22 protein-coding genes are annotated in these 22037 nt (G+C 61.4%); 13 read left to right on the top strand and 9 right to left on the bottom strand.

Features of this window, described 5'->3' with window-relative positions:
- Nucleotides 1-106: 106 nt before the first annotated feature.
- Together AB6809_RS12130 and AB6809_RS12135 are read left to right on the top strand one after the other, a co-directional pair.
- Nucleotides 107-1021 (top strand): LysR family transcriptional regulator, encoded by a 915-nt coding sequence (locus AB6809_RS12130; RefSeq protein ID WP_029965797.1) that lies wholly within the window; start codon nt 107-109, stop codon nt 1019-1021.
- A gap of 57 nt (nt 1022-1078) precedes the next feature.
- Complete coding sequence (locus tag AB6809_RS12135; protein WP_029965799.1) at nt 1079-1396, top strand: YnfA family protein; 318 nt, start codon at nt 1079-1081, stop codon at nt 1394-1396.
- 80 nt (nt 1397-1476) lie between these two features.
- Here AB6809_RS12135 and AB6809_RS12140 read toward each other — a convergent pair whose 3' ends face one another.
- The 3 genes from AB6809_RS12140 to AB6809_RS12150 all read right to left on the bottom strand — a co-directional run bounded on the left by AB6809_RS12140 (nt 1477) and on the right by AB6809_RS12150 (nt 4667).
- Nucleotides 1477-1932 (bottom strand): TIGR02594 family protein, encoded by a 456-nt coding sequence (locus AB6809_RS12140; protein ID WP_029965800.1) that lies wholly within the window; start codon nt 1930-1932, stop codon nt 1477-1479.
- Nucleotides 1933-1943: 11 nt separating this feature from the next.
- Nucleotides 1944-2609 (bottom strand): M15 family metallopeptidase, encoded by a 666-nt coding sequence (locus AB6809_RS12145; protein WP_029965801.1) that lies wholly within the window; start codon nt 2607-2609, stop codon nt 1944-1946.
- A gap of 750 nt (nt 2610-3359) precedes the next feature.
- Complete coding sequence (locus AB6809_RS12150; RefSeq protein WP_051153863.1) at nt 3360-4667, bottom strand: LysR substrate-binding domain-containing protein; 1308 nt, start codon at nt 4665-4667, stop codon at nt 3360-3362.
- A gap of 140 nt (nt 4668-4807) precedes the next feature.
- On the opposite strand from AB6809_RS12150, the gene AB6809_RS12155 reads away from it, so the two are divergent.
- From AB6809_RS12155 to dld, 5 genes are all read left to right on the top strand, one after another.
- Nucleotides 4808-5659 carry an amidohydrolase gene (locus tag AB6809_RS12155; RefSeq protein ID WP_029965805.1) on the top strand — a complete coding sequence of 284 codons (852 nt, stop codon included), beginning with the start codon at nt 4808-4810 and terminating at the stop codon, nt 5657-5659.
- Nucleotides 5660-5670: 11 nt separating this feature from the next.
- On the top strand, nt 5671-6603 hold the full coding sequence (locus AB6809_RS12160; protein ID WP_307259013.1) for a hypothetical protein: 933 nt from the start codon (nt 5671-5673) through the stop codon (nt 6601-6603).
- A gap of 90 nt (nt 6604-6693) precedes the next feature.
- Complete coding sequence (gene dctA / locus AB6809_RS12165; protein ID WP_029965808.1) at nt 6694-8046, top strand: C4-dicarboxylate transporter DctA; 1353 nt, start codon at nt 6694-6696, stop codon at nt 8044-8046.
- 136 nt (nt 8047-8182) lie between these two features.
- Nucleotides 8183-9220, top strand: coding sequence for a porin (locus AB6809_RS12170; RefSeq protein ID WP_307259012.1), 1038 nt, complete (start codon nt 8183-8185; stop codon nt 9218-9220).
- Between the two features lie 361 nt (nt 9221-9581).
- Nucleotides 9582-11321 (top strand): D-lactate dehydrogenase, encoded by a 1740-nt coding sequence (gene dld / locus AB6809_RS12175; protein WP_371026730.1) that lies wholly within the window; start codon nt 9582-9584, stop codon nt 11319-11321.
- 86 nt (nt 11322-11407) lie between these two features.
- On the opposite strand, the gene AB6809_RS12180 is transcribed toward dld, so the two are convergent.
- Nucleotides 11408-11677: a hypothetical protein gene (locus AB6809_RS12180; protein WP_006046744.1), complete on the bottom strand. Its 270-nt coding sequence runs from the start codon at nt 11675-11677 to the stop codon at nt 11408-11410.
- Nucleotides 11678-11892: 215 nt separating this feature from the next.
- Here AB6809_RS12180 and AB6809_RS12185 point away from each other — a divergent pair, with 215 nt between their 5' ends.
- Complete coding sequence (locus AB6809_RS12185; RefSeq protein ID WP_006046743.1) at nt 11893-12714, top strand: PadR family transcriptional regulator; 822 nt, start codon at nt 11893-11895, stop codon at nt 12712-12714.
- A 41-nt stretch (nt 12715-12755) separates the two neighbouring features.
- Nucleotides 12756-13604, top strand: coding sequence for a siderophore-interacting protein (locus tag AB6809_RS12190; RefSeq protein WP_371026731.1), 849 nt, complete (start codon nt 12756-12758; stop codon nt 13602-13604).
- Nucleotides 13605-13772: 168 nt separating this feature from the next.
- Here AB6809_RS12190 and AB6809_RS12195 read toward each other — a convergent pair whose 3' ends face one another.
- Complete coding sequence (locus AB6809_RS12195) at nt 13773-14324, bottom strand: winged helix-turn-helix transcriptional regulator (protein ID WP_371026732.1); 552 nt, start codon at nt 14322-14324, stop codon at nt 13773-13775.
- Here AB6809_RS12195 and AB6809_RS12200 point away from each other — a divergent pair.
- From AB6809_RS12200 to AB6809_RS12215, 4 genes are all read left to right on the top strand, one after another.
- Entirely contained in the window at nt 14307-15191 is an 885-nt protein-coding gene (locus AB6809_RS12200; RefSeq protein WP_371026733.1) for an alpha/beta fold hydrolase, read from the top strand. The genes AB6809_RS12195 and AB6809_RS12200 overlap by 18 nt on opposite strands.
- Nucleotides 15192-15227: 36 nt before the next feature.
- The gene (locus AB6809_RS12205; protein ID WP_371026734.1) at nt 15228-16343 is read left to right on the top strand and encodes an NADH:flavin oxidoreductase; all 1116 of its coding nucleotides are present in this window, start codon (nt 15228-15230) and stop codon (nt 16341-16343) included.
- A gap of 132 nt (nt 16344-16475) precedes the next feature.
- A complete protein-coding gene (locus AB6809_RS12210; RefSeq protein ID WP_371026735.1) occupies nt 16476-17090 on the top strand; it encodes a hypothetical protein in 615 nt (204 codons plus the stop codon).
- Between the two features lie 113 nt (nt 17091-17203).
- Complete coding sequence (locus AB6809_RS12215) at nt 17204-17779, top strand: DUF308 domain-containing protein (RefSeq protein WP_371026736.1); 576 nt, start codon at nt 17204-17206, stop codon at nt 17777-17779.
- A 92-nt stretch (nt 17780-17871) separates the two neighbouring features.
- On the opposite strand, the gene AB6809_RS12220 is transcribed toward AB6809_RS12215, so the two are convergent.
- Genes AB6809_RS12220 through AB6809_RS12235 form a run of 4 tightly spaced genes read right to left on the bottom strand, consistent with a single transcriptional unit; the run spans nt 17872 to nt 21993 of the window.
- Nucleotides 17872-19293, bottom strand: coding sequence for an amidohydrolase family protein (locus AB6809_RS12220; RefSeq protein ID WP_371026737.1), 1422 nt, complete (start codon nt 19291-19293; stop codon nt 17872-17874).
- Nucleotides 19294-19306: 13 nt separating this feature from the next.
- Nucleotides 19307-20155: an ABC transporter permease gene (locus tag AB6809_RS12225; protein WP_370882134.1), complete on the bottom strand. Its 849-nt coding sequence runs from the start codon at nt 20153-20155 to the stop codon at nt 19307-19309.
- A gap of 2 nt (nt 20156-20157) precedes the next feature.
- Complete coding sequence (locus tag AB6809_RS12230) at nt 20158-20955, bottom strand: ABC transporter ATP-binding protein (protein WP_029965821.1); 798 nt, start codon at nt 20953-20955, stop codon at nt 20158-20160.
- A gap of 3 nt (nt 20956-20958) precedes the next feature.
- Nucleotides 20959-21993, bottom strand: coding sequence for an aromatic ring-hydroxylating dioxygenase subunit alpha (locus AB6809_RS12235; RefSeq protein ID WP_029965822.1), 1035 nt, complete (start codon nt 21991-21993; stop codon nt 20959-20961).
- Between the last annotated feature and the right edge of the window lie 44 nt (nt 21994-22037).

The raw sequence follows: 22037 nt of genomic DNA on the forward strand, positions 1-22037 counted from the left end.
AAGCGAGCCGGACTGGCCCGCGCGTCGAGCGTGGACACACTCTATTACCTTCGCAAAAATTGATAAACGCACGGCGAATGGCAACAGAACCAATTATTATGGGGGAATGGATCTTCTCAAAGCGATGACCGTATTCGTGCGGGTGGTGGAAACCGGCAGTCTGACGGCAGCCGCGGTAGCGTGCGAGCTCTCGCCGACCATGGTCGGCAACCACCTGCAGGCACTGGAGACGCGGCTCGGCACGCGCCTCATCCATCGCACGACTCGCAAGCAGCAGGTCAGCGCGTTCGGGCAGGCGTATTACCAACGTTGCGTCGAGATTCTCGGGTTGATCGACGATTCCGAGCAGCTCGCGCTCGACCATCTCGCGACGCCGCGCGGCCGCCTGCGCGTCACCGCACCCATCGTGTTCAGCAACGAATGCCTGATTCCATCGATCGCGGATTATTGCGCGCGTTATCCCGAGGTGAAGCTCGACATTGTCGCCACGGACGCACTCTCCGATCTTATGGACGATGGCTTTGAAGCGGCGATCCGTATCGGTGCGCTGGCCAACCCGGACCTGGTCGCACGGCCTCTCACGCCGTACAGGCTGGTGCTGTGCGCGTCGCCGGCTTATCTGAAGGCGCATGGCAGTCCCGCGACGCCCGATGAACTCTCGGCGCATCAGTGCCTGACGTATGCGTATCCGCCGCGCTCGGAATGGCACGCGGCACAGGCCGAATGGATCTTGCATGGACGGGACGGCCGCGCGAGCGTGCCAGTAGATGGCCGCCTGAAAATCGACAACGCCGAGGCGTTGCGCAAGGCCGTTTTGCGTGGCCTCGGTATCGCGATGCTGCCGGCAATTCTCATCGACGACGATCTGCGCGCGAAGCGGTTGCGCAAAGTACTGCCTGAGTATTCGGCGCCCGAGCGGCAGCTAAGTCTGCTTTATCTGCGCGAGCGGCAGATGTCGCTTAAGCTGCGAAGCTTCATCGATTTTGTGGTCGAACGGTTTGGCGCGGATGAGGACCGCTGAGTCTACGTTGCGGAGTGTCGCAGTCGTTCGTCACCCGCCTTCCTCTCCAATCGACCCATGAAAACACTGCTTCTCTATATCGCTACGGCAATGGCCGAAATCGTTGGCTGCTATCTGCCGTATCTGTGGCTCAAAGAGGGAAAGAGCGCGACTCTGCTAATTCCGGCCGCCTTTTCTCTCGCAATGTTCGCCTGGCTGCTGACGTTGCATCCATCTGCTGCGGGTCGCGTTTACGCCGCCTATGGTGGCGTTTATATCGGTGTCGCGCTCATCTGGCTTTGGGCTGTAGAAGGGATGAGACCGACGGCCTGGGATTGGACAGGTGTATCGTTTTCACTGATCGGCATGGCGATTATTGCTTTCCAGCCGCGTTGATCGTGCGCTTCGCGCAGACCGCTTCCGCATAGTGGCGTTGCCGATCACCATTCAGGTGACGCCCGGAACGCGGCCTTCACTTACGGCCAGCGATATGCCAACACGCGGTCGAGCGGATAAGCTAACTCACGCACCTCTTCAAGCTGATTGCCTCCGAACAGGTAAACGTTCTGGGCGTCTGATCTGAGAAAGAACCCTACATGCCCCTTCCATTCAACGGCATCGTCGGTAGTCAACACTGCCACGCAGCCGTAGATCGGTGCGGCGAGCTCGTTTCCCCAAGTTAGCCAGGAACGGGCCAGGGCCGACCGAGTTCCTTCAATGCCCGATTGCTTCATGCACCAGTTGAGAAATGACGAACACCATGCGATCTTGTCGTCGTAGCCTGCCAATTGGGTGGTTTCGTTATACTCGGCAATCCTCGGGTTGCATTGACCCGCGCCGTAGCGCTTGACACCTCGTTCCTTGAACGCGATATCCATCCAGACGGGCGCAAATCCGTTCGTTGCTTGCTCGTCGCGATACCCTTGAATCATCCGCGTGCTCCTCACAGACGCTCTTCTTCGACTGGGCCATAGATGGCACATGGCTCGTCAGAAATTACCGCCCAATATCGGTCGCCGTAGGACCAGTGCCACCATTCCGGCGGATAGTTGACGAAACCCGCGGCAATCATAGCCGTCGCCAATAACTGACGGTTAGCCTGCGCCTGCCGGCTAATGAACTGACAGGCTGTGTAACATGCGCCCGATGACTCTTCGTCAGTGGCGTTCAACACGCTTCCCATATTCAACTCGACGCCCTCTTGGGTCGCAAGTGTCAAGTCGACGGCGGCGCCCGTCGGATGCGCGGCCACCTCCGGCGGAGCGGCATAGCGACTTGTCAGTTCGATCAAAAGAGCATCCGACGCCGACGGGTATTGCATTCGGAGCGCGGACAGGCGACGGTCGAAGTAGGATCGCTGAAGCGATAGCGGCCGGTATCCTTCCTTGACTAACAATCGCAGGCCTTGAATGGAAAGCCTCTGCGCTGCGAACATTAGCCGTTCAGCGACGCCAACGCGAACCTTCAGGAAATGTCTGCTCGGGTTAGAGACGACGCTACGCGTGCGATCCACTAGCACCAGATCGCCGGTGTCACCAGGATCGACAAACCGTTCGCCCGTGTCGATCAATTCGACGGACGCAACGACAGGATCGGAAAGTGAGATCACGAGAGGAACCGGATTCGAGTGTGGAACGGCCCAATGACATGACTCGAAATTGTCAGCTATCTTTCTGCTAATGTCGAGCGGCCAGTATTGGGCCGCTGACTGTCTTATGCGAGAGACATTTGTCGACCAGGAGTCGAACGAAGCAAAGGAGCTAGAATGCGGTCCGCCTGCTACTTTAGAGTGCCTGCCAGAACGATTGGAGCAATATACTGGTTCTGGTGTGACAGGCAAAATATCAGGGTGATCCATTGACAAAACCGGCTAACTCCCCAACTCAAAAAGTCGAAAATTCTCGCCAGTGCGTCTCAAGGAACACCGCATTTTTGATCGTTATGGCGCAAGCTGTAATGGTGCTAGCGATTGGCGACATTGCGTATTGGCTGGTTAGCTGCACCGAGCCACGCCTGTACGACAGACTTTTTTGGGCCGCTTTCTTCACGGCAGTACTCGTCCCAGTGAGCTTTGTCCAATTCCAGCCGGAAGCCGCGATATATCTTGCGGGTTTCCTTCTCCTGCTCGCGCTGCTTACGCGTTTGCGATGGTGGATACCGGTTAGAGGGCTGCCGGTTGGCATCTTCGTCGCCGGAGCGTGCGGGGTTTTTCTCGCGCTCTGTTTCAGATGGGATGCTGCTTGCCGCTTGTGGTAGTCACAAGCGTGCGCCCGACGCGCAGTACTTGCGGGAAATTTCTCGCGGTGTCGCAGTGCGTACGACGATTGATTGCGGACATGCATACGTCTGCTTTGCCTGGTTAGCTGCGCATCCGCGAGCCCGCCCGGTCTGTGGACTCAAAGTTGTAACGCATTAGTGCTTCCCGCAGTCCTTCCGCCTTATCGACGGAGCACTCCTGCCGCAGATACTCGATGAAGCCCGACTGCACCGCTGTGCCGAGCCAGTCCGCCCGCACCGTGTAGCCGACCGCACGATCGGCTTCCGGCGTTTTCAACTCGAGTGCAACGATCTCGCTGCCCGGATAGGCCTCGCGAATCTGCGAACGCGATAGCAGTGTGATGCAATCGCTTTCCACCAGCATCGCCATCATCATCGCAAGAGAACTCGTCTCGACGACGACCGGCGGCCTGATCGGCAACCGCGCGAAGATCGAATCGATCACCGAGCGGCGCGGTACATTGTGCTGCGGGACGACCCACTCGTAATTGGCGATGTCTCGAGGCGCGATAGACTTTTTACGCGCGAGGCGATGCCCCTTACGCACCGCGACCACATACGGATCGGCAAACAGCTCGGTCTCCCGCACGGCTCCGGTGAGACGTGGCTCACGCAACCCGCCGACGATGATGTCGATCGTGCCCATCCGCAGATCGCGAAGCAGCGCCGCGTGCGAGCCCTCATCGACAGTGACGTGCGCGGACGGATAGCGCTCGCGCAACCGCTGGATCACACGTGCGACGAGACGCGGCGGCATCAGCGGCAACACGCCGATCGCCACCTTGCCGCTCAATTGTCCCCGGGCGTATGCGATCTCCTCGCGCGCCTGCGCAATTTCATAGAGCGCGAGGCTCAGGCAGCGAGCGAATTCGAGTCCAGCGGCATTGGCCGACACGCTATGCACGCGTCGCCGATATAACGACACACCGACCGTCTGCTCAATCTGCCGCGCCGCGCGATGCACGGCGGGCTGCGAAATGCCAAGCTGCTGTGCCGCTTCCGACGCCGATCCGGCACGTGCGATCGCGATGTGACAACGGACTTGCGTATCGGTCAGATGGCGGCAGACGTTGCGCGCATTCACGGCCGACGAATTTTGCCCCGTCAGGCCCATGACCGCGCGCTCCATCTGATCGAGCATGCGCCGTACGCGCCGTTGCAGTATCGCGCCTTGCGCAGTCAATTCGGAGCCGCCAAAACCCCGCTCGAAAAGCACGCCGCCGAAACTCGCCTCCAGCTTGCTGATTGCCAGGCTGACGGCCGGCTGCGTGCGGCCCGCGCGCGTCGCAGCCTGGCCGATGCCGCCTGCCTCGCACACTGCATCGAACAGAAATAAGCGCCTCAGCCGCGTCAGATCGTCGTCGGGCGATTCGTCCGGGTGCTTCGCCATCGCCTTCCCCATGCCCCGTGAAAGCCGTCAGCTTAACTGGAATTTATGCCTTATGCCGAAGTTCGTATTAAGGGGTTTTGCTTCAGCAGGCTTACAGTTGAGGCCATTCGATCGAGACGTTTTCAGCAAGGAGCCCGTTTATGTCCGTCGTTATCGACACTCACACGCACGCCATTTCCCCGGATAAGCAGCGCTATCCGCTCGCGCCCGTCGGCGGTCACCAGTCGGAATGGTCGGCCAAACGCCCTGTCAGCTTCGAAGGCTTGCTTGCGTCGCTCGACGAGGCCGGCATTGACCGGGCGGTCGTCGTGCAGGCATCGACGGTTTATGGCAACGACAATAGTTATGTGGTCGACGCGGTGAGAAACCACCCGGACCGCTTCGCGGGCGTGTTTTCGATCGACGTGCTGGCAAGCGACGCCGTGATGCAGATGCAGCGCTGGCTCGACGCGGGCCTCTCCGGCCTGCGCCTGTTCACGACCGGCAGCACGATGCCGGGGCAAGCAGGCTGGCTCGACGACGAGCGCTCCTTCCCGGTGTGGGACTATGCGCAGCGCCATAACGTGTCGATCTGTTTGCAGATGACGGCACAAGGCATTCCGGCGCTGCTGAATATGCTGGCGCGCTTTCCGGATATCCGCGTGCTGCTCGATCACCTTGCGCGGCCCGACTTGGCGGGCGGCCCGCCGTATGAAGCCGCCGCGCCGCTCTTTAGCCTCGCTTCGCACGAGGGCGTTTATCTGAAGCTCACAAACCGCACGATCGCCGAAGCATCTCGCGGCGCGTCGACGCCGGACGCATTCTTCCCGCGTGTGCTCGACGCGTTCGGTGCGCATCGCATCGCATGGGGGTCGAATTTCCCGGCCGCCGAAGGCACGCTGCCGCAACTGCTTGCCGATGCGCGCAATAGCCTTGCGATGCTGCCCGCCGACGCGCGCGACGCAATCTTCGGCGGCACCGCGCGCGCGGTCTATCCGGTTCTCGCCGCGTGAGGATCGACTCAATGACACAAGAATATACGGACGCGAGCACTGAGATGCCACCGCTTGAATTGAAAATTGCATTGAAGACTTATCCGCACACGCGGCCGCTGAAAGATGGCGAACTCGCCGATCCCAACGTGCAACTGATGTTCGAGGATATCGAACCGATTCACCGCGCCTTCGCACCGATGGCGCGCCGCCAGGCGTATGACGTCAGCGAAATGGCAATCGTCACGTATTTGCAGGCGAAAGCTTATAACAAGCCCGTCGTGCTGCTCCCCGCTGTAGTCGCCGCGCGCTTTCAGCAAGGCTGCATTATTTATAATGCTCAACGCGGCAAGCTCGGCGTGAGCAACCTGGTGGGCAAGACAGTCGGCGTGCGCTCGTATTCGCAGACCACCGCAATGTGGGTGCGCGCGATTCTCGCGAACACATATGGCGTGCCGCTCGAGGAAATCGACTGGGTCACGACCGAGGGCGCGCATCTGGAAGAGTATCGCGATCCGTCCTTCGTGCGTCGCGCGGAGCCGGGCAAGCAGCTATTGCCGATGCTGCGCGCGGGCGAGATCGACGCCGCCATCCTCGGCAACGATCTGCCCGACGAAGCCGGCCTTGAACCCGTGATCGACGATGCGGCCAGCGCCGATCTCGCGTGGTACGCGATTCATCGCTACGTGCCTCTGAACCACGTCGTGGTAGTGACGCAATCGCTTGCGGATACACATCCGCGAGCGGTGCGCGCAATGTACGACCTGCTGTGCCGCGGCAAAGCGTCAGTGGCCTCGCACAACGCGGGCAAGCCCGACAAGCTGCTGTTCGGCTACGACGCGTTGCGCGGCCCGCTTGAGGAAACAATCGCGTTCTGCGAGCAACAGCAACTGCTGCCGCGTAAGCTGAGCGTCGACGAAATTTTCGCTGACAGCATCGACATTCTCGGCGGCATCGCGAGCTGAATAACGGCTCTTTCAACGTTTTCGAGCGGACTCCAGTTCGCCAAAGCTTCACCGCAGCCCATCGTGGATGGGCCTAAGCAAGGAGACACCATGAGCTTGCCTCGCACGGGCGCCATGAAACCAAAGCCACGTCAGCCGTTCTATCGCGACCTGTCATTCCAGGTGCTGGCCGGCATGGCGCTTGGAATCGCCACGGGCTACTTCTTTCCGAAGTTCGGCATCAATCTGCAGCCCGTCGGCGACGCCTTTATCCGCATCATCCAGATGCTGATCGGGCCGATCATCTTCTGCACCGTATGCAGCGGCATTGCGGGCGTCAAAGACTTTGGGAAGGTCGGCCGCGTCGCGATCAAGGCCCTCTTCTATTTCGAGGTGGTGACTTCTCTCGCGCTGGTGCTGGGGCTTGTAACGATCAACGTGCTGAAGCCGGGCGTCGGCATGAACGTCGACATGCATAGCGTGCACTCGGCCGCCGTCGATGCCTATGTCGCGAAAGCTCATCACGCGGTCACGACGAGCGACTTTCTGCTCAATGTCATTCCGCACACGGCGATCAGCGCATTTGCTGGCGGTGACGTCCTGCAAGTGCTGTTCTTTTCGGTGCTATTCGCCTTTGGGCTGGCCGCAATCGGGGAACGCGCGCAGCCCGCGCTCGACTTCATCGATTCGGTATCCGGTGCGCTGTTCTGGGTAATCAGCCTGACCATGAAGATCGCACCACTCGCAGCTTTCGGCGCCATCGCCTTCACGGTGAGCAAATTCGGTTTCGGCACGCTGCTCTCGCTCGGCAAGCTAGTGCTGGAGTTCTATCTGACGTGCGCGCTCTTTTTCCTGCTGATCCTGTGGCCCATCGCAAAGGTAAACGGCTTCAGCCTTTTGCGCCTGATGCGCTATATCGGCGCAGAACTGCTTCTCGTAATCGGTACGAGTTCTTCAGAAACCGTGTTCCCACAACTGATCGACAAGCTCGAACGCCTTGGCTGCGAGAAGTCGGTGGTTGGCCTGGTGCTGCCAACTGCCTATACGTTCAATCATGACGGCACGTGCCTTTACTTCGCCGCAGCCGCCGTGTTTCTCGCTCAGGCAACCAATACACCGATGAACTGGCACGATCAGTTGGTGTTGCTTGCGGTGCTGCTGCTCACGTCGAAGGGAGCCGCCGGCGTGTCGGGCGCTGCAATCGCAGTGCTCGCTGCAACGCTGGCTGCGTCGAACACGATTCCGGTTGAATCCATCGCGCTGATTCTCGGCGTTCACAAGGCCATGTCCAGCGCGTTCGTCTTCACCAACATCGTAGGGAACAGCGTAGCCACTATCGTAGTGGCGAATTGGGAAAAAGCACTGGACCGCGTCGCCTTGCGCCATGAACTGAAGACGGGCTTCAACCCCGCCGAAACCGCGCACTCGCTCGAACAGCCGGGCAGCACTTCAGCCGGCCACTAACGCAGGACCGGCGGTACGTCCGCGTTGTGCCGGGCGGTCCCGGCGAGTAGATCAAAAGTAATCCCAATAGGCAATTTAATTAGGGTTACGTATCAATCAGTACATTAAAAACACAACGAAAATCAGGAGACAAGCGGTGGACAAGGTTTGGAAAATCATCGGATTGGGCATCTCGGCCACTGCGGGCGCATTGGCAACGAATCCCGCACACGCGCAAACGAGCGTGCAGTTATACGGAACGGTGGATGGCGGCATACGTCATCAGACCAACGCCGCAAAAGGCGGCGGCTCGGTGACGACAATGAACTCGAACGGCTACTACAGTTCGAACAAGCTCGACTTTCGCGCAAAGGAAGACCTTGGCGACGGCTGGAATGCGCATTTTCTGCTGGAAAGCGGCTTTAACGTCGGCAATGGCCAGTTCGATAACACGACAGGCACCGAATTCAATCGGCAGGCGTTTGTCGGCATCGGCCATACGAAATTCGGCTCGCTCGATCTCGGCCGGCAGTACACCATTGCTCATGACATCATCAGCATTTACGATCCGTTCGGCTTTCATTTCACGCCGATCATTCCGCTGACCACGGCCTCTGATGGCACGCGAAACAGTAATGCCGTGAAGTACAAGAACACGTTCGGGCCGCTGCTGTTCGAAGTGGACAACTCCTTCGGCGGCGTGGCAGGCAATTTCAGCAGCGGCGCAGCGCGCGCCGTGGGCGTGAGCTATGCGACAGGTCCTGTTGCGATCGGCGGCGTCTATGGGCATCGCAGTGTACTGACTGGCTCGACCTATCTGGGCGACAGCTACTACATGGTCGGCGCCAGCTACAAGATCGGGCCGGTGCGTTTGTCGGGCGGTTTCATGTCCGAGGACTTGCAGAATCCAGCCACGCCCCACCAGGTAACGAACAATGGGTTCGGCGGCCTCTCGTGGACCATCACGTCGACTCTGGTTTTCCGCGGCAGCTACTACCAGACCACGGTAACGAACGACAAGTCCAGCCGGCGCGGACTCTCGGTGCTCTCGCTTGGCTACCTGCTGTCCAAGCGCACCAGTCTCTACAGCGAACTCGACTACACCTCGTACAAGCATGGGGTGGTGAGCACGCTCAACCCGGCCGGCGTGAAGAGTCAGACCGCGTTCACCATCGGCATCGACCATTTGTTTTAAATGATCTGCTTCACCGAGTGCTTTCTTCGGAGGCGCCCAAGACGCTGCTGACTCAGACCTACTCGCTTCCATTCGATCGGATTGTTCAATGCCTCGAGATATCGACTATTGATATCGTGGATATCAATGCAGGCTCTGTGGCTGCCGCCTGTTAATATCTATCTCAACCATAGGCGCAGGCATGCAGCGCGCCGTTCCGGTCATACGAGCAATCGTCGATTCAGGCGTGCCACGACACGCACTACGAGATCATGCAACTCATTCGCGACGGCAATGCGCGCAAAGCCTGCACCGAACTGCGCAACCACATTCGAAGCACGGAGGACTCGTATATCCGTGCAAGCATCAGCGGAGAAGCGCCATGAAGCACGATCTTGTCCGTCTGCTCGGCGACATCGTCGGTAGCCAGTTCGTCTTTACGGGCTCGGCTGAAACGCGGCGCTTCCGCCAGGGATATCGCTATGGCAGCGGTCCACTATTGGCTGCTGTGCAGCCTGGCACATTGGTCCAGATGTGGCAGGCGCTAAAGGCGTGCCATGATGCGAATGTCATCGTCATTTGTCAGGCCGCCAACACCGGCTTGACCGGCGGATCGACGCCGGTTGCGGACGGCTACGATCGTCCGGTAGTCGTGATCAATACGATGCGGTTGCGCCGGCTCGACGTGATTCGCAATGGCGAACAGGTCGTTTGTCAGCCGGGCGTTACCCTGGACCAACTGGAAAGGCGTCTCGCGCCGCTCAAGCGCGAGCCCCATTCTGTGATCGGATCGAGTTGCATCGGCGCGTCCGTGACGGGAGGCGTTTGCAACAACTCGGGCGGGTCTCTCATTCGCCGCGGTCCCGCGTTTACCCAGCTTTCGATACATGCCCGCGTCACAGCCGACGGCGAACTGAAGCTGGTGAACCACCTGGGAATCGATTTGGGCGATTCCGCCGAAGCCATACTTGGCCGCCTCGACGCAGGCGAACTGCCGCACGATGTTCCGCCAGCGATGGGACTCCTCGCGTCCGACCACGAATACAGCACCCACGTGCGGGATATCTCGGCATCGACTCCCGCGCGCTTTAACGCAGACCCGCGCCGCCTTTACGAAGCGTCGGGCTCGGCGGGGCACCTCGCGGTTTTTGCCCTTCGGCTGGACACATTCGCGGCGGACGAGCGCACCCAGGTGTTCTACATCGGCAGCAATGATCCGGCCGAGCTCGAATCAATCCGCCGCGATATTCTGGGCGGTTTCCAGAGTTTGCCGATTGCAGGCGAGTACATGCACCGTGGCGCGTTCGATATCAGTCGCCGCTACGGGAAAGACATGTACCTTTACATTCGGGCTTTCGGCACCGACAAAGTGCCGCTAGCCTTTGCGGCGAAGAGCCGCTTCGACGCCATGACCGAGAAGACGGGCCTTGGTACGGCCATCAGTGACAGACTGCTGCAGGCAGCGAGCCGGCTTTTGCCCGAGCATCTGCCGCGGCGACTCATCGAGTACCGCGATCGCTTCGAGCATCACCTGTTATTGAAGATGGGCAATGAAGGTGTAGACGAAGCGCGTACTTATCTAAAGTCGCGCTTTCCGACGGCTCAGGGCAACTACTTCGAATGCACGCGAGAAGAAGGCGACGCGGCGTTTCTCAACCGCTTTACGATTGGTGGCGCAGTGGTCCGCTATCGGGCCGTTCATTCTCGAACCGTCGAGGACATCGTGGCGCTCGACATCGCGCTGCCGCGTAATGCAACCGACTGGTTCGAACAGTTGCCGCAGCATATTTCGAAGCACATCGAGTTCACCATGTATTGCGGCCACTTCTTCTGCCATGTGCTGCATCAGGAATATCTGGTGAAGAAGGGTGTGGACTGCGACCGCATCAAGGACGACATTCTCGCCCTACTCGCCGCGCGCGGTGCGGAGTATCCGGCCGAGCACAACGTCGGCCATCTGTATGAGGCGAAGGAGTCGCTCAAGCAGTTCTACGAGGAACTCGACCCGACTAACTCCTTCAATCCGGGTATCGGGAAAACCTCGCGGCTCTTCAACTGGGGAAGATCGCCGTATCGCTGCGGTTGCGAGGATCGGCCCGCGGTAAGTCAGCAGACGCTCTAGCGTAGCGTTACGCGAAGACCACCAGATTTTTTGCGCGCAAAGACGGTGCTGCCGACCTTGCGCCCGCCCTTGCGTGCGCAAGTCGCTCACACACCCAGAATCCTGCCGACCGTTTCGTTAAATTCGGCCGTCGCATCAGCGATCGCCTGGTCGGCCTCGTCGTCGAGGTTGTCGACGTTCTCGTCGATCACCTCCTGCAGGCTCAGGTAAGCCGCGATGATGCTGTCCAACTGGTCGCTCGCGGCCCGGGCGTAGACGGCCTCGCCAAGCGCCTCCATGAAATCGCCACGGCTTCCTCCGATCAGGCCATCCGCGTTGTTTTCCAGGTCGTCCTTGAACTGTTCGACGTCTGCCATGCTTTTCTCCAGAAGGTCAGGTGCAGCGTTGCCGGAATGAGCGTTCGCACGCAAGGCGCGCGCCTGGTCGTACAGTCTCGCGACCGTCACGCCGGCGACGCGCGCGGACCTTGTTGCGTCCTTGCATGCCGATAAGCGCCCAAAAGAAAGTTTGACAAACCATCTTTAGATATATATCTTACGACACATCTTAAGACATAAATGGAGGACGCAAGATGCGTCATCACCATCGTTTTGACCGCCGTCACGGCGCGGATCACGCTTCTTTCGACGCCGGCTTCGAGCGCCCCTCGCTCCATGCGCTGTGGCACGCGTTCGCTCATCACCACGCAGTTCGCAGCGAAGACGCCGAGCGCGTCGGCAGCGCGCATCGCTTTTCGCCGTGGGCGTTCTGGCATGCAATCGGACGTCATCACGAGCATCGCGGCGGACGCGGCGGGCGCGGTCCGTTCGGCGGCAGCCCTGGCGGCTTCGGCGGCGAAGGCGATGGCTTCCCGCGCGGCCGCAAGTTCAGCTCCGACGATCTGCAACTGCTGCTGCTCTCGCTGATCGACGCGCAACCGAGCCACGGCTACGAGCTCATCAAGGCGCTGGAAACGCGTTCTAACGGCTTCTATAGCCCGAGCCCCGGCATGGTGTACCCGGCGCTCACGTACCTCGAAGAACTCGGCTACGTCACCGTGCAGCTCGAAGGCAACCGCAAGCGCTACGAACTCGCGCAAGCCGGACGCGAGTACCTCGCGGCCAACCGCGAGCGCGTCGAGTTGATGCTCGCGAAGCTGAGCCACATCGCGCGCAAGATGGACTCGGTGCGCCGCGCGTTTGCCGGTGAAGAACCGGCCGACGTGAGCGAAGGCGGCTGGCTGCCCGAGCTGAACGCCGCGCGCCGCGCGCTGAAAAATGCGCTGCTGCGCCGGGACAACGCATCGGCGGAAGAACAGCGCCGCATCGCCGCGATCCTGATGCGAGCCGCGAAGGAAATCGAAGGCGAACAGGATTCAGGCAACGGCAAGCGCGACGATGCGGCCACTGCGTGACATCGACATCGACACTTCGACCAGACAGGAGTAACAACTCAATGCCGACTCAAGAAAAACGACCCGACCTCGCCGTAGAGCGCGTGCGCCATCCGCTCAGGTTCCGTCTGCTGGAAGTGAAGAAAGTGCAGGCGCTCACGCCGCATCTGATCCGCGTGACCTTCACGGGCGAAGACCTGCACGACTTCGTGTCCGCTTCGTTCGACGATCACATCAAGGTCTTCTTCCCCGAACCGGGCGCCGACAAACCAGTGCTGCCGCAAGCCGGCCCGGACGGCCCCGTGTTCCCCGAAGGACGTCGCCCGACGGCGCGCGATTTCACGCCGCGCCGCTTCGATCGCGACGCGCGCGAACTCGATATCGAATTTGCGATGCACGAAGCCGGTCCCGCGGCAACGTGGGCGGCGCAGGCGAAAGCCGGCCAGTACCTGGGCATCGGCGGGCCGCGCGGCTCGCTCGTGGTTCCCACGGCTTTCGACTGGCACCTGCTGATCGGCGACGACACCGCCCTGCCCGCCATCGCGCGCCGCCTCGAGGAATTGCCGGCCGGCAAGCGCGTCGCCGCGGTGATCGAAGTGGCCGATCCGTCGGCTCGCATCGAATTCAGGACCGACGCCGAGCTGCATCTCGTGTGGTGTTATCGAAGCGAACGCGAAAACGGAAGCGGAAGCGAACACTGCACGCGCGGCGAGGCGTTGCTGCAAGCGGTGCGCGCAACCTATCTGCCGGATGACGGCGAAGGCTATGTGTGGGCCGCGGGCGAATCCGCGACGATTCGCGCGATTCGCTATCACCTGTGCACCGAACGCGGCGTCGACAAGTCGCGGATTCGCGCGGCGAGCTACTGGAAACAGGGCGCCGTAGCGGTGCATGAAACCATCGACGACTAGGCCATCGGCGACTAAAAGACGACCAGGAGACGATCCCGGCACCACGTGCCGGCAAAGACCCGTGCTTTTCTCGACTTCGCGATCGAACGAAAACTGCACTAGAAACAGGTCGCCACTCAACTCACAACGGCGCCTCAATCATCGAATAAGCGCGCCGATCTTCTCGCCCTATTGCTCTGCCGGCATCTGTTGATCGTAGGCTTTTTGCGCCTGATCGATCTCATGCAAATGCTTGATCGACCATTCATAGACTGCTCCGAACGGAACCTGCAGGGTACGCCCGAGTTCTGTGATCGAGTATTCCACCGCGACCGGCGAAGTATTGAGCACATTCCGCGCGACGAGGCCATTGCGTTCGAGACGCCTCAACGCCTGCGTAAGCGCCTTATGCGTGATTCCTTCCAGCCTGCGCTTGATCTCGTTGAAGCGAGTTGGCTTCCTGGTCAGCAGCGTGAGAATCATCACTGACCACTTGTTCGCCACCTGATCGAAAAACGAGCGTGCGGCGCAATCCGCAAAGAAAACCTCGTCAACCTCGCAAGTCATGTCGGTATCTTCCTGTATATCTGCGCACCTGAAGGTGCGTAATTGACCGTAGATATCCAATGTATAACATGGAGTCCGGTCAACTGCTTCGAGCTCGGCGTCACACAGCCCAGCGAGCCAGGCGTTTGATGTACTCGTGATAAATAAGGATAGCGAATGAAAATGATGGAACACGAACTGTCTCGACGCGACATGCTGAAGGTCGCCGGTGCGGCAGCGATTGCGACCACTCTCGGGAACCATGAAGCCTTTGCTGCAACGAAATCGCCGGCCACACTGTTCTCGACCGAGGTAGGTACGGGAAAGAACGTCATGTTTCTCCACGGCTGGACTTGCGATTCGCATGACTGGAGCTGGCAACTGCCGCTCTTCGAAAGCAGGTATCGCGTCGTCGCTGTGGATCTGCGCGGGCATGGCAGATCGCAGTTGATGCCGCCCGGCGCTTATACGCCCGCCGACTACGTCGCGGACATCGAGGCATTTATCGCAACGAGGTATCCCGGACAGAAGTTCGTTCTCGTCGGGCATTCGATGGGTGGCCAGATCGCAGCCCGGCTTGCCGCGAAGCGCCCGGATCTGGTCAGCGCGGTGGTGTCCGTCGATGGCGCGCTCGGTTTTTCCGGCGCCGCCGCCGAACTTTTTGCAAAAACCACGCATGATTTGAATGCGGGCGATCCCGGCATCGTGGTGCCGGCCTTGTTCCAGCTTGTCTATGACCGCATCACTGAGCCGGCATTCAAGCGTTGGCACGCGAGGCGCGTCCAGGGCATGCCAGTGCATGTCGTGCGCGAGTCGTTCGGTCCGCTGTTCTTCGGCAACGATCAGGTCGGCACTGGAGAAGCGAGCGCAACGTTGTGCAAGAGCCTTACCGTTCCCTTCTATCAGACGTGCCGCGACCCCGAGCAGGCGAACCGCATGCGCTCCTGGTTCTCGCATTCGAAATCGAAGGTGGATGTATGGACCAACACAGGCCATTGGATCATGCAGGATCGCGCGGACGACGTGAACACCGCGATTACCGCATGGATCGACGCCCTATAGCCAACGGTGTTTGCCAACTCGAATCCGGAGAACCCGATGCCCGATCTCGACATTCTGCTCACCTCTTATCGACTCAATGCCCTCACCGTGCCTAACCGGGTAGTCATGGCTCCGATGACACGGTCTTTCTCCCCAGGCGGCATACTGGGCGCCGACGTCGCCGCGTACTATCGGCGACGTGCGGCGCACGGCGTCGGTCTCATCATCACCGAAGGAACCGGTGTTGGTCGCGCGGCCGCGCTCGACGATCCGGACGTCCCGCGCTTTCATGGCGAGGCGGCGCTGGCCGGCTGGAAGAAAGTAGTCGACGAGGTCCACGCGGCTGGTGGACGCATTGCGCCGCAACTGTGGCACGTGGGACATAAGCCTTCGAATGGAGCGGGCGAGCGGGCGTTGTCCGCTCATCGCTATGAGAGCCCGTCGGGTCTCTCCATAACCGGCGAACGCGTGGCTCAGCCGATGAGCGAGTCAGACGTCGCGGACACAATCGACGCATACGCGCGAGCCGCAGCGGATGCAGAGCGGCTCGGCTTCGACGGCGTCGAACTGCACGGCGGGCATGGCTACCTGATCAATCAGTTTTTCTCGGAGGATCTCAACCAGCGCGGCGACCGATATGGCGGAGCGACGCTCGTCGAACGCTCACGCTTCGCTGTGGAAGTGCTGAAGGCGATCAGGGCGGCGGTGACACCGGGGTTTCCAGTGATTCTTCGCCTCTCGCAATGGAAGCCGAAGGACTTCCGCGCACGGCTCGCGGGGACGCCAGCAGTGCTCGAAGAGTGGCTTGGCCTGCTTGTGGATGCCGGTGCGGATGCTTTCCACCTCTCCCAGCCGGCCTACTGGCAGCCCGCGTTTCCCGAAGCCGACGCAAACCTGAACCTGGCCGGCTGGGCGAAAAAAGTCACGGGCGTCACAACCATTACAGTGGGATCGGTGGGACTTGGAAGCGACGTCTACGACTCCTTTGCGGGCAAGGACGCGCAATCCGCTCCGCTGGACGACCTGCTAGCGCGACTGGAACGAGGAGAGTTCGATCTGGTAGCGGTCGGACGCGCGTTGCTGCAGGACGCGGCATGGCTCGAGAAGATCCGGCAAGGGCGCATCGACGAGATTGGGAACTTCACCCCGGACGCTTTCTCGACCTTGGCCTAGGAAACCGCTGATGGCACCGGCCTGCAACCCTACGCGATCGGGCGGAGTTGCAGAGGGTCGGTCATCTGACCGATGCCGCCGGAACGAGCAAGATGCGATGCTTACCACCGATCCTAACCAGACGGAGCATCCATGTCATTTCGTTTCGAAGTTGTCGTTTCACTAATCGCGCTGGCGTTCGCCAACGCATCGTTCGCACAGACTTCCGCTGACAAGCCTGAACGGATCAGGGGCACCATTCAGTCGTACTCCGGCGGCGTGCTCCAGGTGCACCGGCGTAGCGGCGACACGGTCGGCATTGCAGTAGTCGATGCAAGCGGACTGAATGCGGTGAAAGCCATACAGCTTTCCGATATCAAACCCGGTGCCTATGTCGGAGCCGCTGCGATGCCCGGCGCGGACGGCAAGCTGGAAGCGAAGGAGGTTCTTGTATTTCCCGAAGCCGCACGCGGGATGGCAGAGGGCCATTTTGCATGGGACCTCGGCGCTGGCAGCTCGATGACGAACGCCAACGTCGACACCATCGTGCAAGGTACAAGCGGCCGTGACCTGAAGCTCTCGTACAAGGGTGGCACCAACACGGTCACCGTGCCTGCGAACGCGCCGGTAGTGACGCTCATTCCCGCGACGCGCGGCGAACTGACTGCGGGCAAGCGGGTGTTCGTGGTGGCAACGCACGGCAAGAGCGGTGCGTACAACGCTGTGCAGATCATCGTCGAAAAAGATGGCGTGGCTCCGCCGATGTAAGGCGGTTCGAGCCGCGGTTCGAGCCGCGGTTCGCCCGCCGATTGCGGCGGTCAACCAGCGGCTCGCGCATCGCCAGTCGACGGGTGCGATCGTGACAATCAGGAGAAGTTGCTATGAATGAACGCCAGATGAGTGGCATAGCCGCTCGCGACGAATGGTGGCTCATGCGCTATTACTTCGTTCGGACTGCGTTTTCCGCGCTGTGGGTCGCGCTCGCTTTTTCGGTCGGGCAGCGTTCTCCGGAGGCGACGGCAGTGCTGCTGTTCGCCTATCCCGCGTGGGATGCGCTTGCCAACTACTTCGATATGTCGCGCAGCGGCGGAATGACCGCGGGCCGCACTCAGGCAATCAACGCCGTCATCAGCGTGGCCGCGGCGGTGGCGGTCATCGTGGCCTTGAATGCGCGCATGCACTGGGTGCTCGGCGTCTTCGGGGTGTGGGCGATACTCTCCGGGCTTCTGCAACTCGGCACCGCTGTGCGGCGCTGGAATCGCTTTGCCGCGCAATGGGCGATGGCTCTCAGCGGTGCGCAGTCGGCGCTGGCAGGCGCGTACTTCATCGTGCAGGCTCGCGCGCCGACACCGCCGGCAATCTCGCGGGTGGCGGCGTATGCCGCGGTGGGCGCGATCTATTTTCTGGTGTCGGCGTTATGGCTGTACGTGCGCCGACTGCGCCGCGAGACCGCGTGACTGTGTCATCGATCCCCGCATGCTGCCACCGGCTTCGCGTGATCGACGCGACGGGTCCCGCCGGTTCAGACGCCGCGCGACATGCGCCGGCGTCAGGCCACCTCCGCGATCATCGCCCTGACTTCCCGAGCCGCCTCGCGGCGCAGTGCGCCGAGATCGACATCCGGCGGCACGTCGTTTCGCACGATGCATTGACCCGCGCAGAAGAGCGCGGCGAGTTCGGGGCGCCCGCCCGAAACCACCGGCCCTATCGCCACGTCATGCAGGCCGAAGTAGCGCGGATCGTCGAGCCGGTAGACGGCGATATCCGCTTGCGCGCCCACTTCGATCCTGCCGACGCCTTCGAGCCCGAGCACGCGCGCGCCACCCGCCGTGCCCCAGTGCACGACCTCTTCGACCGACGCCGCATCCGCTCCGCCTTCGAAGCGCCCTCCCCGATATTCGGGCTGTGCCGCCATGCCGCGCCGGGCCCGTTGCGCAAGCCACGCCATGTGGACTTCGGAGATCATGTCGGCGGCTTCGTTGGAGGCCGCGCCATCCACGCCGATCGAAACCGGCACGCCCGCATCCGCCAGTTCACGCACCGGCGCAATCCCGCTGCCTAGCCGTCCGTTCGATTGCGGACAATGCGCAATGCCGGTTCCGGTCGCGGCGAGCAGATCGATCTCGCTGGCATCGAGCTTGACCAGATGCGCATACCACACGTCTTCGCCGAGCCAGCCGTGCTCGCGGCAAAACTCGACCGGCGTGTGCCGGTGCATCGCCTGCGCACTGTCCTGATAGTTGACGGTCTCCGAGAGATGGCTGTGCAGACGCAATCCGAGCCTGCGCGCCTCGCCCGCAATCGAGCGCATCTCGGCAGGAGAGACGGAAAACAACACTGTGGTCGGCGCGGCGACCACGCGGCGCATCGAATGCGGCGAGGCGTCGTGAAAACTGGAGGCGAGACGTTGGAGATCGCTCATGAAGGCATCGATCGATTCGGGACGCATCGCGGTGGGCAGCCCGGCTTCGAGCTGACGCGTGCGCGTCGCGCCGCCGCGCAGCAGCACGAAGCGCACGCCGAGCTTCTGCGCTTCCTCGAACAGAATGGCCGAGCTGTCGAACGGCATGTCCGGGTAGTACACGTAGTTGTGGTCCGCGATGGTCGTGCAGCCCGAGCGGACCAACTCGATCATGCCGATGCGCGCAGCGAGCCGGAAGCGCTTTTCGTCGAAGCGGGCGCGATACCGGTATGGCGTAGCCGCGAGCCACGGCGTGAGCGATGCGTTGATGCCCGCCGGGTCGCCCTTCAGCAGCGCCTGAAACAGATGATGATGAGTGTTGACCCACGCGGGATAGACGACGCAGTCAGTGGCGTCGACGATCGCTTCGCCGCGCATCGGGGCAAGCGCGCCGACGGCCTGAATGCGCGTGCCTTCGATACGGATATCCGGGCCGGCCGCGCGCGCCGGTTCGTTTGCGCCGCCGCCCGTCATGATGGCCGCCGCGTTTCGAATCAGAGTAGTCGTCATGCGGTGTCGTTCCTCATAGTTCGCTTTCATGCCAGCCGCGCAAGCCCAGGCGCGAGACCCAGACGGTGATGCCGAACAGCACTACGCCCGTGACGGTAATCAGCATCAGCGCGGCAAAGAGGCGCGGAATGTTCAACTGGAAGCCTGCCTGCAAGATCTGATACGCGAGCCCGGAGCCGGTGCCGCCCGTGCCCGCGACGAATTCCGCCACCACCGCGCCGATCAGCGACAAGCCGCTCGAAATGCGCAGTCCGCCGAAAAAATACGGCAGCGCGCTCGGAACGCGCAGGCGCGTGAGCGTCTGCCAGCGCGTCGCGCGATTGATACGGAACAGGTTGACGAGCCCCGGATTGACGCTGCGCAAACCCAGCGCCGTGTTCGAGATGATCGGAAACAGCGCGACCAGCGTCGCGCAGATCACCAGCGCGAAGGTCGTGTCCTTCACCCAGATAATGATGAGCGGTGCGATGGCGACAATCGGCGTCACCTGCAGCAGGATCGCATACGGAAAAAAGCTCGCCTCGATCAGCGGACTCTGCGCGAACACGAGTGCGATCGCCACGCCAAGCACAGTTGCGAGTGCAAAGGCCAGCAGCGTGATCCTGAGCGTGGCAAACAGCGCGGCGAACAGCATCGGTGCTTCGACAACAAGTTGCCGCGCAATGTCATGCGGCGCGGGCACCAGATAGACGGGCACGTCGAAGACGGCGCACGCCGCCTCCCACATCGACAGCATCAGCACGCCGACCACCCACGGCGCGAGTGCCTTCATCGCGCCGGGACGCTGCAACAAGGGCCTGCGCCGGTTGACGGCTTTCCGCTCGTTCGCGGCGGCCCGGTTGACAATGGTTTCGCTCGTCATCGTTACGCTCCTTGCAGTTGATGCGCGTCGGAGATCAGATCCGATAGCGTCTTGCAGTGCGCCAGAAACGGCGCGGACACGCGATACGCTTCGTCGCGTGCCTCCTTGCCGTCAATGGGCACGTCGGCGATCACGCGCCCCGGGCGCGCCTGCATCACCACCACGCGGCTCGACAGATACACCGCTTCGTAAATGCTGTGCGTGACGAACACCACCGTCATGCCGCGCGACTGCCAGAGCTTGCGCAGATCGGCATCGAGCTTGTTGCGCGTGAATTCGTCGAGTGCGCCAAACGGTTCGTCGAGGAGCAACAGGTCGGGCTCGGTGACGAGCGCACGCGCCAGCGACGCGCGCATCTGCATGCCGCCCGACAACTCGCGCGGACGCGCATCGCCGAAGCCCGCCAGGCCCACGTTGGCGAGCGCATCGGCCACGCGCGCGTCGGCTTCCTTGCGCGGCACGTGTGACAGATCGAGCGGCAACCGGACGTTCGCGGCAATGCTGGCCCACGGCATCAGCGTGGCTTCCTGGAACACCATCGACATGCGGCGCCCCTTCGTGCGCACCGTGCCGGTCATGGCGAGCGGCTGGCCCCACCAGCGCATGTGGCCGTGCGTGGGGCTTTCGATGCCCGCGAACATCTTGAGCAGCGTGCTCTTGCCGCAGCCCGACGGACCGAGCAGCGAGACGAACTCGCCCGCGCCGATATCGAGCCGCACGTCGGTAAGCGCGGTGGTGCCGTTCGCATAGATCTTGTCGACGCGCTGCACCGAGAGCGCCGGATTGTGCTGTTCGTTCATGGCTCACACCTCCGCATCGATACGAAACACTTCCTTCTCGCCGTGATCTTCCAGCAGCTTGAGCAGCATGCGGCGCATCAGCAGGCCGGGCTGGTCGGAGACCATGTGGCATTCCTGCTGACGGCTCACGTCGATACAGGCGTCGTAATCGGTGGCTTCGAGAATCTCGCGGTCTTCGTCGGTGATCGGGCGGTCCCAGTCGATCAGCGCCTGTGTCGAGCATTGCTGTTCAGTGTCGTTGCGATAGAGCCATTGCACGAGCATCATCGTTTTATCGTCGATGGGCGTCGCGCAGTTATAGATGATGTGGTGAATCCCACTCGCCGGATACATGCAGCCGAAGCGCCGCGCGAAGGGCATGAACCAGCGGTTCACGAGATGCCGCTCGGTGATGTCGTCGGTCGTGCCGGTAATGCGAAAACTCGCCTGCGGATTGCGGATAGGCACGCGGGTCTCGGCTTCGAAGCCCCATTCGCCTGGACGGAATTCGTACTTCGACGGCCTCGGCTGATCGAACAGGCCGAAGTTCGACTTATGCACGAAGCTAAAATGCGCGTTGTCGAACGAGTTCTCCATCATGCGCAAGGGGCTCGTGTTCCACTGCTCGTAGAACTGCAAAATGCGGCGGTAACCGGGCGCCGTCTCTTCGGGAAACTCGGGAATGGGCTGCAGCGGCTCGTCAAGCGCGACCCACGCATAACCGTAGCGTTCCTCGCAACGGTACGACTGCACGACGGCACGCGAGGGAATTTCGCCCGCGCCGTTCTGCGGAATCTTCACGCACTGGCCGGTGCAGTCATAGGTCCAGCCGTGATAGCCACAGGCGATGTTGCCGTCTGAATCCACGAAGCCCTTGGAGAGCTTCGCCGTGCGATGGCAGCAGCGGTCGCGCAAGGCGTGCGGCTTGCCGCCCGCTCCTTTCCACAGCACGATGTTTTCGCCGAGCAGCGTGAACGGCTTGGGGCCATCGTCGAGATGAGACATGGGAACCACTGCGTACCAGAAGCGGCGCAGCACTTTTTGACGGGTGACCAGCATAATGTTGTTCCTCGATTTGTGTGGGCGCTTTGCCGGATGTGCTT

This window comes from Paraburkholderia sp. RCC_158, assembly GCF_041355255.1.
Lineage (GTDB): Bacteria > Pseudomonadota > Gammaproteobacteria > Burkholderiales > Burkholderiaceae > Paraburkholderia > Paraburkholderia graminis.

What these genes read in the sequence shown, in the direction of transcription:
- AB6809_RS12140 (WP_029965800.1), bottom strand. Translation starts at nt 1,932, where the DNA reads ATGATTCAAGGGTATCGCGACGAGCAAGCAACGAACGGATTTGCGCCC.
- dld (WP_371026730.1), top strand. Translation starts at nt 9,582, where the DNA reads ATGAAGCACGATCTTGTCCGTCTGCTCGGCGACATCGTCGGTAGCCAG.
- AB6809_RS12180 (WP_006046744.1), bottom strand. Translation starts at nt 11,677, where the DNA reads ATGGCAGACGTCGAACAGTTCAAGGACGACCTGGAAAACAACGCGGAT.
- AB6809_RS12160 (WP_307259013.1), top strand. Translation starts at nt 5,671, where the DNA reads ATGACACAAGAATATACGGACGCGAGCACTGAGATGCCACCGCTTGAA.
- AB6809_RS12220 (WP_371026737.1), bottom strand. Translation starts at nt 19,293, where the DNA reads ATGACGACTACTCTGATTCGAAACGCGGCGGCCATCATGACGGGCGGC.
- AB6809_RS12200 (WP_371026733.1), top strand. Translation starts at nt 14,307, where the DNA reads ATGAAAATGATGGAACACGAACTGTCTCGACGCGACATGCTGAAGGTC.
- AB6809_RS12190 (WP_371026731.1), top strand. Translation starts at nt 12,756, where the DNA reads ATGCCGACTCAAGAAAAACGACCCGACCTCGCCGTAGAGCGCGTGCGC.
- AB6809_RS12135 (WP_029965799.1), top strand. Translation starts at nt 1,079, where the DNA reads ATGAAAACACTGCTTCTCTATATCGCTACGGCAATGGCCGAAATCGTT.
- AB6809_RS12230 (WP_029965821.1), bottom strand. Translation starts at nt 20,955, where the DNA reads ATGAACGAACAGCACAATCCGGCGCTCTCGGTGCAGCGCGTCGACAAG.
- AB6809_RS12185 (WP_006046743.1), top strand. Translation starts at nt 11,893, where the DNA reads ATGCGTCATCACCATCGTTTTGACCGCCGTCACGGCGCGGATCACGCT.
- AB6809_RS12215 (WP_371026736.1), top strand. Translation starts at nt 17,204, where the DNA reads ATGAATGAACGCCAGATGAGTGGCATAGCCGCTCGCGACGAATGGTGG.
- AB6809_RS12150 (WP_051153863.1), bottom strand. Translation starts at nt 4,667, where the DNA reads ATGGCGAAGCACCCGGACGAATCGCCCGACGACGATCTGACGCGGCTG.
- dctA (WP_029965808.1), top strand. Translation starts at nt 6,694, where the DNA reads ATGAGCTTGCCTCGCACGGGCGCCATGAAACCAAAGCCACGTCAGCCG.
- AB6809_RS12235 (WP_029965822.1), bottom strand. Translation starts at nt 21,993, where the DNA reads ATGCTGGTCACCCGTCAAAAAGTGCTGCGCCGCTTCTGGTACGCAGTG.
- AB6809_RS12205 (WP_371026734.1), top strand. Translation starts at nt 15,228, where the DNA reads ATGCCCGATCTCGACATTCTGCTCACCTCTTATCGACTCAATGCCCTC.
- AB6809_RS12130 (WP_029965797.1), top strand. Translation starts at nt 107, where the DNA reads ATGGATCTTCTCAAAGCGATGACCGTATTCGTGCGGGTGGTGGAAACC.
- AB6809_RS12225 (WP_370882134.1), bottom strand. Translation starts at nt 20,155, where the DNA reads ATGACGAGCGAAACCATTGTCAACCGGGCCGCCGCGAACGAGCGGAAA.
- AB6809_RS12155 (WP_029965805.1), top strand. Translation starts at nt 4,808, where the DNA reads ATGTCCGTCGTTATCGACACTCACACGCACGCCATTTCCCCGGATAAG.
- AB6809_RS12210 (WP_371026735.1), top strand. Translation starts at nt 16,476, where the DNA reads ATGTCATTTCGTTTCGAAGTTGTCGTTTCACTAATCGCGCTGGCGTTC.